General features: G+C 63.6%; 9 protein-coding genes. 1 reads left to right on the top strand and 8 read right to left on the bottom strand.

Features of this window, described 5'->3' with window-relative positions; all coding sequences use genetic code 11:
• The first annotated feature begins 313 nt into the window (after positions 1 to 313).
• Positions 314 to 490, top strand: coding sequence for a hypothetical protein (locus GGI60_RS27235; protein WP_183934909.1), 177 nt, complete (start codon positions 314 to 316; stop codon positions 488 to 490).
• A gap of 6 nt (positions 491 to 496) precedes the next feature.
• On the opposite strand, the gene GGI60_RS27230 is transcribed toward GGI60_RS27235, so the two are convergent.
• The 8 genes from GGI60_RS27230 to GGI60_RS27195 form a co-directional block, all read right to left on the bottom strand.
• Complete coding sequence (locus tag GGI60_RS27230; protein WP_183934908.1) at positions 497 to 1,420, bottom strand: ArdC family protein; 924 nt, start codon at positions 1,418 to 1,420, stop codon at positions 497 to 499.
• Positions 1,421 to 1,722: 302 nt separating this feature from the next.
• The gene (locus tag GGI60_RS27225; protein WP_183934907.1) at positions 1,723 to 2,310 is read right to left on the bottom strand and encodes a hypothetical protein; all 588 of its coding nucleotides are present in this window, start codon (positions 2,308 to 2,310) and stop codon (positions 1,723 to 1,725) included.
• 368 nt (positions 2,311 to 2,678) lie between these two features.
• The gene (locus GGI60_RS27220) at positions 2,679 to 3,086 is read right to left on the bottom strand and encodes a hypothetical protein (RefSeq protein ID WP_183934906.1); all 408 of its coding nucleotides are present in this window, start codon (positions 3,084 to 3,086) and stop codon (positions 2,679 to 2,681) included.
• Positions 3,083 to 3,442 carry a hypothetical protein gene (locus GGI60_RS27215; RefSeq protein ID WP_409527282.1) on the bottom strand — a complete coding sequence of 120 codons (360 nt, stop codon included), beginning with the start codon at positions 3,440 to 3,442 and terminating at the stop codon, positions 3,083 to 3,085. Before GGI60_RS27215 ends, GGI60_RS27220 begins: the two co-directional genes overlap by 4 nt.
• Positions 3,439 to 4,323, bottom strand: a complete 885-nt coding sequence (locus GGI60_RS27210; protein WP_183934905.1) for a DUF7007 domain-containing protein — start codon at positions 4,321 to 4,323, stop codon at positions 3,439 to 3,441. Before GGI60_RS27210 ends, GGI60_RS27215 begins: the two co-directional genes overlap by 4 nt.
• The gene (locus tag GGI60_RS27205; RefSeq protein WP_183934904.1) at positions 4,320 to 4,796 is read right to left on the bottom strand and encodes a hypothetical protein; all 477 of its coding nucleotides are present in this window, start codon (positions 4,794 to 4,796) and stop codon (positions 4,320 to 4,322) included. Before GGI60_RS27205 ends, GGI60_RS27210 begins: the two co-directional genes overlap by 4 nt.
• A gap of 95 nt (positions 4,797 to 4,891) precedes the next feature.
• Positions 4,892 to 6,634 carry a ParB N-terminal domain-containing protein gene (locus GGI60_RS27200; RefSeq protein WP_183934903.1) on the bottom strand — a complete coding sequence of 581 codons (1,743 nt, stop codon included), beginning with the start codon at positions 6,632 to 6,634 and terminating at the stop codon, positions 4,892 to 4,894.
• Positions 6,635 to 7,243: 609 nt separating this feature from the next.
• Positions 7,244 to 12,316, bottom strand: a complete 5,073-nt coding sequence (locus GGI60_RS27195; protein ID WP_183934902.1) for a helicase-related protein — start codon at positions 12,314 to 12,316, stop codon at positions 7,244 to 7,246.
• Between the last annotated feature and the right edge of the window lie 57 nt (positions 12,317 to 12,373).

Here is a 12,373-nt window from a genome sequence, read left to right as displayed (position 1 = left end):
TCCGCGAGAAATGGGCGCATCGCGCTCAGGGGAAGAAAGTTTTGGAAGGCCGTTGCGGGAGGACGATCGAGGCGAAGCCGGTTTTCGATCAGACAAGCCTCATCGAGCCCGCGAAGGACGAGGCTCGGCTCCAGGGCCAAGGGGATATGGCGATGGCAGCTGCGCCCCGACTGCCTGCCGGATCCCTGCAACGGTGGACCTGCCGCCCCGTCCACATGTCAAAATCAGACGTCCGGGAACAGCCGAACCAGGGCGTTGCTTTGGCCGTTCTTCGGGCTATCGTCGTGCTCGCGAATCGTCGCCTGGAGGATCTATGCGTCAGCAGCCAAAGCCGTTTGTCGTCGAAATCAAGCCGTCCCGGAAGCTCAAGCCGACCGACCGGAAATCCTCGATCTGGGGCAAACTGGACCTTACGGCTGATCCCGACACGCTCTCCGCGTCGAAGCCTGATCAGGTGCCGGCCGCTGGCGAGACCAACGACCGACGCTGATGGTCCTCAGGCCGCGAGCCGCTCGTCGGCGGTTTCGGGCTGCAGGCCATGCAGGAAACTGACGGCCCGTTGCGCATGCGCCGCCGCCTGGAAGATCGCCCGCCTGTCGTCGCTCAGGACCTTGAGCCAGGAGCCGAGGTACGAGGCGTGATCGGGACGGGGCTCGAGCTCGGGAGCAATGCCGAGGTCGGCGCACAGAAAGCAGCTGCCGAGTTCGGCAATCAGTTCCTCTCGCGCCCGCTCGGATTTGTCCTTGGCATAGCGGCTGAGGTCGCGGCCGAGGCGATGCGCCGGCGCCGTCCAGTGCGTCGCCTCGTGACTCAGAATCGCATAATAGCTGGCCGCGTCCTTGAAGCTTTCAAAGGGCGGCATCTGAATGATGTCAGCGGCCGGCGCAAAGAAGGCCTGGTTGCCACCGTGGCGGATCACGGCACCCGTGTTGCGAAAGAACCGGTCGGCATGCTCGATGCGCTCGACCGGATCCGGACCAGGCGTCGGCTGGCGACGATACTGGTCGGGAAGTCCACCGATCTGTTCGACGTTGAAGACACTGTAGGCCTTCAGGAAAGGGATCTCCCGCTCGACCTCGCTGCCATTTCCGTCGGTTTCGGACTTGGTGAAACGGCTGGCGAAGACGACCGTCGCCCCGGTCTCGCCCTTGCGGACGGCAGCACCCAGTTCGAGTGCCTGCTTGAACGTCATCCACGTGGATGACGTATATCCCCGGGCGGTTCCCTCCGACCAGAGAAGCAGCACGTTGACGCCGGAATAGGGCTGGCCGTTATGACGCAGCGGCCGGGTAATACGGCCGGTGGTGTTCTCGGCGTTCCATGGCTTCATCCACGGCCGCACGCCCTTCGCCAGATCCTCAACGATTCTGTCAGTGATGCGTGTATAAATATCGACCCGTTGTTTCTCCGTACTGCTCATCTTCAAGCCTCCGTTTTGAGGCCGCGCCCGTCGCGGCCCGTTGCGGAGGGCAGAAGGCAGGAGCCGATCAGCCGGCCGATGCACCGGAACGGCCGGAACTTAAGTGGAGGACGGCTGAGCCGTTGCATCTGCCGGCAGCTCCTGCAGACCCGACAAGCGGGACGGGCCGCAACGGACGTGCCATCTGCCAGATTTCCGTTTCCCTCTTGGCCCCGTCAGCGACACGAAAACGGCCGGCTCCGCCAGGGAACCGGCCGTTCTCGCGTTTATCGAAGGCGGGGCCGGAGCCCCGCCGGCATGGCCTAGTCGAAGGCCGAGATCTGCGCTTCGGCGGCCTTGCGGCCCAGCGAATGACCCGGCTGCTCGACCGGCCGGTCGAACGGCTTCCAGGTCTCGCCGATCACCTGGGCATAGGCCGCGACGGCGCCTTCGGCTGCCATTCTCAGCGAATGGGCCTGGATGCCCATGTCGGCGGCGAACTCGCGCTTGCGCTGGGCGGCGCTGTCATAGCCGACCGGACCGTCGAGGTCCTCGTCGCGGGCATCGTTTGCGGCCTTTGCCGTGGCATCGCGCGCCTCGGTGACAGCGCGGCTATAGAACTGCCCGGCGCCATGGGCCGAGCCGACGAAGGCGCCGACGATCCGCTGCAGATGAATCTGCATGGCCTTGTCGCCCAGGCCGACTCCGAGCGCATCGGCGGTCTCGATGACGAGGCGTTCATGCAGGTCGCGGATGCCGTCGCTGTCGATGACCGCGGTGCCGAAACTCTCGGCGATCTTTAGGGCCTGGCTGGCGTCGGGGCATGTCAGCCGGACCATTTCGATGGTGGCGCCCTTGCGCAGTTGCACAACGCGGGCGGATTGGCGAGAGGAGGGTGCGGGCTTGGCCATGATCGTTCCTTTCGAGGTCGTCCGAACGGGCTCCGGCCCATGCCGGCTTGCCCTTCGGTGCGGTCATCCCGAACCGGCGGAAGGCGGGCGTTTCAGGGTCCGGTCCTGCCTGGACGAGCGGAGCCGGTTTGCGGGCGAAGAGGGCAAACTGCCCTCGATAGAGCACGCGAAGCCTGCTCCGTGAAGGTCGGCGGGGTCCGGCCGCCCCGCGGCGCGACAGCGGCCTTGAAGCGCACGGCCGCCGGTTCAGACCGCAGCAAAACCGAAGGGCGATCCGGCAAGGCGCGGGACTATGATGTCCTCGAACGAAACGACAGGCCCGCCCGCTTGCCTGAGCCTTTCCAGCTCACCGACGTCAAGCGCTCGACCTATCGCTTGGCCGGCTTCGGCAACCGGTAGGATTGTAGCCAGGTGGGACCGTGCGAGTTGCGAAGTCCACGAAGCAGACCGCCGTCATCATACGGCGGCCCGCCCAGCCAGGCGTTGTTGAGGATCGATTTCCAGCGCCTTCCATGCCTGGCGGCATAGGCCTGAAGTGCTGCTTCCTGTTCCGGCGTCAAAGGCGGCAGCGTTTCGCGTGTGCGACTGACGGTGCGCGTTTTTGGTCTGGGATCCGCCGGTGCTTCCCTTAGAGCGATCAACCGCCTGAGTTCCGCGACACCGGCATTGAGGCAGGCTTCGCCTTCGAGGTGATGGAACTGCAGCCAGAAAGCGGTGCGCTCCGCCGGTGATACGCCGATGCCTGCTCTTCGCTCCAGGTCTCCGATCGTGCTCATGGCGTCCTGCCTCCCGGACCGGTAGCGGCCACGACTGTGCCGTCGGACCCGGCTCTCGCCCGCAGCGCCGCGATTGCCGCATCCTGTCGGGCGAGTTTTCTCGAAAGCGCATCGATTTCCGGCTGACGCTCGGCGGTGATCGCTGCCAGATTGACCCGGTAGCGTTCGAGGAAGGCGCCTGGCTCCGGCGCCTTGCCGCGACGATATCCGGAGTGACGGCGACCAAGCTGGGGAATGATCGTAGTCATGCGTCGCATGATCTGCCGGTCGATCAGATCAAGCTGGTGCTGCGTCTGCCGCCGTGCCGATTCCATTCTGGTAAACTGCGCGGCGCGTTGCTCGGAATTGGACATCATGCCGTCCTCTCGCGCCAAGCGACAAAGCTGGAGAGACCCTCATAGGCGGCATGCCGCGTCTCATCGATGACGAAGCCGAAGCCGCCGACCGCGTATTCGTCGCTCGGCACCAGAAAGCGACGCTCTTGCGCATGCTCGCCGCGCACGCCGCCGATGGTAGCGATCACCTCGGTCATACCAGGGTGACGGTCCGAACGAAGAGCCGCGGTGACGATCCAGTCGCCGGCATGTTCCCGTGCGAACGCCTGGGCGTCCCTCTCGTAAGACTCGGCCGGAGCGAGCGACCGACTGAAGATCGTTTCCCAGGCATCCGGCCAACTGTCGCGGATCGTCTTGTCGGCGCACTTGCGCTCATAGGTCGTGAACAGGTCCGGAAAGGTCAGCGCAACGATTGCCCAGGCGGCGTCCTCTTCATACCAGCCGCCATCTATCCTAAGCATCGAGTGGACCTTGGCATTGCGGGCGTCGGAGAGCCTGAAGCCACCATGACCTGCCGTCGTATGGCACACGATTCCGTCGGCGTAGACGGTGGCGCCCTGCGACGGCCCCCATGGGGTGCTGCAGGTCACCCGGACGGGCTGGCGGGATAGTAGCCGCAGTTCGCGGCTGTGCCCGGCCTGTTCGATCATGCGGTTACGGAACGCGGCTTCGCCCTCGACAGAGCCGTGGTACGAATAGAAATCATCGCGCTTCAGTTCGGCAAGCGGCCGTGACGCGCGCCAAGCACTGGCAAGCAAATACTGGCCATCCCCGGCGGGAACCATGGCGAAGACGAGATCGCCCACACGCGCAACAGCCATGTCGTCGGCGCTTCTGCCGAACTCCACCCCTGACGCGTCAGGGGCGGAGCCTTCGGAGGATTGCGAAGGAAGCATAGTCATGCTGCAGTCCTCCCCTCGATATGATCGGCGGCGACCTCGTCGGCAGTCACCTCAGAGAGAACGGCATGCGGATAGCCGTGCCGGGTGAGCCATTCCACGGCCGCCTGCCGATGGGCTGCCAGGTGGACGAGTTCGGCATTGACGCCCGGGCGATCAAAGATGCGAACAGATCCAAGCGCCGGACGCTCGACAACTTTGAACGCCAGGCCGCTATCGAGCGAGAAGGTCCGGTGGATACGGATGGCGATGATGCCATTTGCGCCGAGCTCGCCTTCATGCAGCGTGAAACACGGTGTCAGACTGGTGGCGCCGACGCCGCGCTTTCCTTCCTTGCGGATCAGCCGACCCTGGCTATTGCGCGTTTGCCAAGCTGACAGTTTCTTCTTGTGGCGCTCGGGCGGTCGTGGGCTACCATCCGACCAGGCGACGATGGAGCCGATCGGGGCAAGATCATAAATCAGAGACGCGGACATCGCATCCTCCTTCAAGTTTTTGCGGGTGGTGGAAACGAAACCGCCGCCGGGAGGACCGGCGGCGGAAGATCAAGCGGAGATTGACGGGACGGCGGCTATTCCGCCGCGATCCCGAAGGCGGTTTCCTCCTCGTCGGAGGCGGCATCACTCATCGAGTCGGCGACGGGATCGTCATGTCCCGTCGCCGTCGGATCGAGCCCGTCGACTCCGATGCTCTCGCCCTCAGCGCCGTCGCTGTCGTCGCCCGCGACATCATCGGTGTGCTTCATGAGATCTGTGATGTCCTTCGGGTCAGGCGCAAACAGCGCGGCCGGAAGGACGAAGGCAGCATCGGTCGCGAAGTAATCGACGAGTGCTGCGCGGGTTTCGCGGACCCGCGCCCGCGGGACGAGATTGACCGACTTGGCTGCGGCTTCGAGCGCCTGACGCGACAGGCACAAGAGGAAATCCTCCGTTCCCATGTTCGGAAGGAAACCGTCCGCGCCGATCGCATCACCGGCAATGCGCGAGACGACGCCACTGTTCGACATGCCGCGCCGGCATGAGAGCACGTCGATGAGAACGGAGCGGGCGGCAACACGCACGCTGTCCATGTCGAACGACAAGCGTCCGTCTGCGGAATAGAGGCGCGCGACATGACGCTGGAAACGCTTCGACCCGAACACGGTGTCGTTGGCGCCGGAATCGACTCGAACATTGGTGCCAGCGAAGGCCATCACCAGGAGTGCCATCAGCATGTCGTCCTCGATCGGCGCGCGGGCCAGCGCCTCATGCAGCGCATCGGTACGGAAATCACCGATCATATCCTGGCCCTTCTGCGTGACCTCATGCCTGGTCTTCCCGACGGCATCAGTATTGTCATCGGCCCCCGTCGAAGCGTCACCGGCGGGACCGGATCGCCCTTCGGTTTTCCTCGCCTCCGGCATCCGGTAGTGGACGCTCTGCACCTTGCCGTCGCGATCGAGATACATCGCGGTGCAATCGCCCTTGGCCGGCTTGCCGTAGATGCGTTCGGCCTTCTTCGGCAGTTCCGGCTGGCCCCAATTGTTGACCTCGACGATGGCGCCCTTCTTCGGAAGGTTGCTCGTCATCCACTCCTGCTGTGCGCCAAGAAAGGCTTCGACATTGGTGGTGTAGCGATTGTCCTCATCGGCCGGGCCGAATAGGTCCTCGGCCCACTCGATACCGTATGCCACGCGAAGATCGTCGCCGAAGCTTGCATCGCGAGCATACATACGGGTTTTCGAGAGGCCGTTGGCGATCTGCCACCAGGCCGCCGTGTCGCCCTTCTTCGGCTTATGGGCTTTCCAGACCTCTTTCTGCTCTTCGGACGATGCGGCCGCGATCGTCCTCAGCTGCTGCTCGTTCGGCATATCGCCCTTCGCCATCTGGTCGAGCATGGAGGGCAGCACGTTGGCAAGCAGACGGAGCTTGCGGATCTGGCGGACGGGAAGCGCGAGCGCCACGGCGATCGCCTCCTCTGTCCAGCCGAGCGCGACCAGCCGCTCGATGCCCCGCCATTGGTCGACGGGGTTCAACGGTTCGCGCGCGATGTTCTCGACCATCGAGCGCATGGCGCCGTTGTCGTTGGCTGCCTCGACGACGATCACGTCGATTTCCTCAATACCGGCGGCGATCGCCATGCGCGTGCGCCGGTGACCGGCTTCGATGACGTAGCCGTTGCCGCCGGCTTCCGGGAAAATGACCGGCGGCTGGATCACGCCGACGGCCTTGATCGTCGCCAAAAGCAGGGCGTCGGCCTGCGGCGTCGACTTCGACTGACGCGTGTTGTCGGGGTTGTCCTTCAGCGCACGCGGATCGACCTTCATCAGTTGCATGGGATGCTCCTTCTCGGGGATTGGACACGGCCCTCTGCCTGCCCTTCTCGCATCTTCATTCGTTTCGAAGACAGTTCCCGGACCGCGGAGCGGGCGGCCGGGTGCAACTGCGGCCGAGCATTGCTGCCGCGAAGGACGAGCGGGGCTGACAGCCCTGCGAAGGACGAGTGGCCGGGATGCGGAGGCGGCGGTTGAGCGTCAGCGGCGACCGGCGAACTGCTCTGCGACCGGTTCATCTCCCTCTTCCTTCTTTTCTCCCTTGCCTGCTTTTCATTTCGGCGGCTGACGTGCCGGCCTGCAAAACGCATCCGCTTGCACGCGACTGGATGTCGATCGGGATAAGATGGCAGAAAAAAATGGGCCAGCGGAAACCGCGGCCCATGAAGTGTGAAGGTCAATAAACCTCCAGAGGGGAACAGCTGCTGCGGCGGAACTGGGAGGAAAGCCGCCATGTGCATCAGCTGTGTGCACTATGCTCGATTTTTGACCACTTGGAAAACACTTTTTGTGCACTGCAGCCATGTGAATGCTGCAGTGCTTCCAAAACCCGAGCGGACACAGGTCCGGCAAATGGCGTCGGACCTAGGCCGCTTCCGAGTCGGCCAAACCCTACTCACATGCCACGGCTGCCAATGTCTGATCGACGTCCCGCAGTTGCCGACGCTTCTCGGCGAGTTCTTCGGAAAATGCAAACAGGCCGCCCTCGCGCGAGCGGTAGGAGGCGAGACGCCGCTGGGCGTCATGCAGGCGATGGCGATAGCGTTCCTGTTCCTCGTCAAAACCGCCGAGCGCGTGCTCGAGGCGGGAGATGGCGCCAAGCGGCGTCATGGTCAACGCCAGATCGATTTCGTAATCGGCACCAGTGCGCTGGAGAAGGGTCGCGTAGCGATACCCATCGTCCCTGCCGATCCGCTCGCCGGAATAGACGAGATTGAAGCCTCCGATCGAGGCGATGACGCTCTTATTTTCCTGCTGGAGCTGAACAAGGGTGAGAATTTCCCTCATCAAGGCGCGACCGGCGGCTTTCCGTTCGTTGAAAGCCTCGCCGACGACAGTCAAGGCAAAGGCGTCGGCCGCTGTCGGAACAAGGCGCTCAATGTCCTTGCCGATTTCCGCCATCCGCCGCTCCGAAATCTCGATATCGCGTTCCGCGTCGCGGATCTGCCGGCGCACCGCATATTGATCGTCGTCATGGGCGGCGCGCAGCCGTTCGAGGCGAGCGATATCTGCTTCCAGCCCTGCCTTCTGCATCAGGCGCTCGTCGCCACTCGCAATTGCCTTGGCCATGGCGAACTGATTGGCCGCCCCTTCACCGAGATCCTCCAGCCGCCGGATCGAGGTGTCGCCGGACAAAGCGGCCGCGATAAAGCGCGCCTTGCGTTCGTTGTTCTGCCACATCGAGGCATCGAGCGAACCTTGGGTGGCATAGGCGAAGATATCGACCTCGTCATGCTGATTGCCCTGGCGCACGATCCGGCCCTCGCGCTGTTCGATCTGCGAGGGCAGCCACGGGACGTCGAGATGATGCAACGCCTTTAGGCGAAGCTGCGCATTGACGCCGGTCCCCATCGTGTCCGACGAGCCGATCAGGAAGCGGACCTTGCCGGCGCGGACGTCGGCGAACAGGCGCTGCTTGGCCTCCGACTTCTTATAGTCCTGCATGAAGGCGATCTCGGATGCCTGAACGCCCATGCGGACGAGCTCGTCCCTGATCCAGCGGTAGGCGGAAAAGCCCCTGCTTCTCTCGACATTGATAGTGCCGAGATCCGAAAAGATCATCTGCGCCGCACCCGGCAGATCGTAAGGCTTGCCGTCGGGGCGCAGATACGTGCTTTGCGCGGTCTCCTGCCAGATGCGGAAAGCGTTCTGGACCAGCAGGTTGAGCTTGTTGTCCGGCTCGTTGTCATTGTCCGCGTCGACCAGGCGGAGATCTATGGCGGCATGGCGACCGTCGGTGATGACGGAGAGAAGGATGTCGTCGCCGGGATGCGCCGGTCCCTCGCGCATCTCGATCGCCTTGATGCGGGCATCGAGGATCGTCTGGTAATTCTTGAAGGCCTGGGTCGGCTTGGCCGTCAGGATCTGCCGCCGACCAGTCGAGATTTCAGGCACCTTGACGTATCCGCGAAGATCCTCAGGCATCACCACGTCGGCAAAGCTGCGGAACATCGCGATCAGTTCCGGCACGTTGACGAAGGAGGCAAAGCGGCTGACGGGTTTGTATTTGCCGGACGGCTGGATCTCCAGTTCCGTCGTCGTGTCACCGAAGGTCGAGGCCCAGGCGTCGAATTCATGCAGCCCGCGTTCGGCCAGCGCCGCGTGGCCGAGCAGGCGTTGGCCCGAGAACATCTCGCCGAGCGTGTTGGTGATCGGCGTCCCCGAAGCCAGAACCAGAGCCCGGCCGGGGTTCTTCGTCTCGATGAAGCGGGACTTCACGTAGAGGTCCCAGGCACGCTGCGATCCATTCGGATCGATGCCTTTCAAGGTCGACATGTTGGTGGCGAAGGAAAGCTTGCGGAATTCCTGCGCCTCGTCGACGATAATCTGGTCGACGCCGATTTCGGAAATGGTCAACGGGTCGTCCTTGCGGGTGGATAACGCCTCCAGTCGTTCTTTGAGCCCTTCCTTAAGCCGCTCCAGCCGCTTGCGAGAGACACGGTCCTCGCTGTCGACCTTGGTCAGCAGATCCTCGTAGAGCTGCAGCTCGTCCTGGATCATCTGTTGCTCGAACAATGACGGGACAGCGATGAACCGGAATGCCGAATGGGTGATGATGATCGCGTCCCAGATCGCGGTCGCCGCGCGCGATAGGAAACGGGCGCGCTTGTCTTTAGTGAAATTCGTTTCGTCGGCGACGAGGATGCGCGCATTCGGGTAGAGCGCCAGAAATTCACGCGCGGCCTGTGCCAGGCAATGGCCGGGCACGACGAGCATCGCCTTGGCGATCAGCCCGAGCCGGCGCTGTTCCATAATGGCGGCCGCCATCGTCATCGTCTTGCCGGCACCGACGGCGTGCGCAAGATAGGTCGAGCCCGACGAGATGATGCGCCAGATGCCACGCTTCTGATGCCCATAAAGAACAAAGGCGCCAGAGGCGCCGGGAAGCATGAGATGGGAGCCGTCGAATGTTCGCGGCGCGATGTTGTTGAAGCGGTCGTTATAGACCCGCGCCAGCCGGTCGGTGCGATCTGGGTCGGTCCACACCCAGTTCTGGAAGGCCGTCTTGATCTTCTGCAGCTTGTCGCGCGCGGCTTCGGTATCGACGACGTTTAGTACGCGCCGCTCGCCGTCCGCATCCTTGAAGACGTCGAAGATCTGCGGCACGCGGCTGTTCAGCGCATCGGCCAGTAACTCGCCAGCGTGGCGTCGGTCGGTGCCCCACTCGGATGTGCCGGCGGCCGTCCATCCGAGCTGCCTCGCCTCGACGGTCCATGAGCCAAGTTCCGGCATGTGATGGATCCTGATCTCCGCACCCATCGTCTCGTGGATAAAGTCGACGATATCGGCTGCCGGGATCCAGGGCGCGCCCAGCCGAGCGGTAATATCCGACGGGCGAAGGTCGGCGGGCTGCACCGCCTGCAGCGCACGGACATTGCGCTCATAGACAGCATCGAGGCCGGCCGCGGCTTCCGCGGCAGCAAGTTTGGTGCGCACTGCGCCGGAGAGATAGGCGTCCGCGGTCTGCCAGGAGCCGTCAGCCGGATCACGAAAGATTGCGTCACCGAGCGCATCGAGAACCGCATCCGTGTCGCAATGGAGAAGCTCGGCGATATGATCGAGGTCGACGCGCCCGCGCTCGTTGAGGACGACGGCCAAGGCATCGGCTGCGGAGGTGATGACGGGCGGGGAAGGGGGCGCAATGACGCGTTCTGAGAAAATCGGCCCTGGCCGTGCGGTGTCGGTTTCGAGGTCATAGTCCTCGATGGAGGCGACCAGCCAGCAGTCCGGATCGTCGCGGAATGGCAGAAGGTTCGGCTGGCGATGGTTCTCACGAACCTCGCCCGTCGTCTCATCCTCGATGATCGAGACAGTGGTGTGGTTGATCGGGCCGAAATCGCGCACGAAGTTCGACCAGGCGATGCGCAGCCGTACCTGCAGCTCGCGCCACGGCCGGTCCAGTTCCTGGGCTTTCAGGACGTCACGCACGGCCTCGCGGATCGGGATCAGTTTGCGGATGATCCGGACGTGCTTTTCCGAAATTCCCGCGCCGCTGCGCGCCTTGCGCACATGAACCGGAACGGGTTTGCCGTCGACGATCTGCATCAGACCATGTCTGACGTCTACAAAATAGCTGCCCTCGCGCACCTTGGCATTGTCGGGACTGAGATCGACGATCTCGGCAAGCTCATCCTCCAGATCGATGTCGATGGCGGTCGGCTCGCCGTCATAAAGGCCTTCGGGAAGAAGCGTGACGGCTTCCGTCAGTGCCACGCCGAGTTCCTCGTCGGCGCGGGGCCGGCACGTATAGGTGTCCCCGAAGGGACCGCAGGTCAGGGCATGATCGCCGAGCACGAACTCCGGATGCTGCGCGAACCAGCGGTTTACGCGGATCACCCCCTCGTCCTCGACAGCCGGTCGGACTTCTTCAAGGTCGAGCCACGAAAGATCACCCTCCGGTTCGACGGCCTTGCGCTTGCGGAAGAAGAGGATGTCGACCACGACGTCCGTTCCGGCGTCCCGCCGAAAACTGCCTTCGGGCAGTCGGATCGCGGCAATCAGGTCCGCGGACTTGGCAATATGCTCGCGGGCGGTGCCATCCGCCTTGTCCATCGTGCCGGCGCTGGTGACGAAGGCGGCGAGGGCGCCGGGTTTCAGGAGATCGATCGATCGGGCGATGAAGTAATCGTGCAGCCGAAGACCGAGCGAACGATATTGCCGGTCGGAGCGAACCGTCCGATCGGAGAAGGGCGGGTTGCCGATGGCAAGATCGTAGATCGCATTGAGGTCGGTGCGTACGAAATCGCCGTTGACGATGCGCGCCTTCGGCTGCAGCAGTTTCGCGATGCGGGCCGTGACGGGATCGAGTTCGACACCGGTGACGTAGGTCAGTTCGCGATATTGTTTCGGCATCAGCGCAGGAAAGAGCCCGGTGCCGATACCCGGCTCCAGCACGCGGCCGCCGCGCCAGCCGAGACGTTGAATGCCCATCCAGATTGCCCGAATGACGAATTCGGGGGTGAAGTGGGCATATTGGGTGCAACGGGCGAGCGACGCGTATTCGCCCTCGCTGACCGCTGTCTCCAGCGAGTTGCCGAGATCGTCCCAGCCTGCCCGGAAGTCAGTTTCCCCCGGCCGCCGGAATATGCCATTCGCAAGCTCACCGGCGCCGAAACCAGTGAAGCGGATCAGCCTCGCCTGCGCGGCTGGGGTCGCCGGCAGGTTCATCTTCTCGATTTCGTTGGCGGTGAGGATGGCCACGACATTGATGCGTGCCCGCTCCTTCCAGGTCGCGGCGAGATCGCGGTCGCCGTCGTCGAGATAGAAGTTGGCGCGCTGCCCTTGCTTTCGCGGGACCGGCCGGTTGGTCGCCGGCAGAGCCCGCGCCGGCGCAGGAGAGGGCGGGGTCGGGTCGGACTCGTCGTCGTTGGCGGCAAAACCGCCGAACGCGGTGACGCCAAGACCGAGTCCTGATGACAAAGCGCTGCTACCAAACATATCGAGGGTGAAGGGATCGTTGCTCATCGAAAGTTCCTTGTAAGCGAGCGTCATCGATCCGCCGCAAGCGACAGTCGAGGAACG

Origin of the sequence: Rhizobium lentis (assembly GCF_014200175.1) — a bacterium.
In the GTDB taxonomy this organism is placed as follows: Bacteria; Pseudomonadota; Alphaproteobacteria; order Rhizobiales; family Rhizobiaceae; genus Rhizobium; species Rhizobium mulingense.
This window is presented reverse-complemented; position numbering and strand designations above follow the sequence as displayed.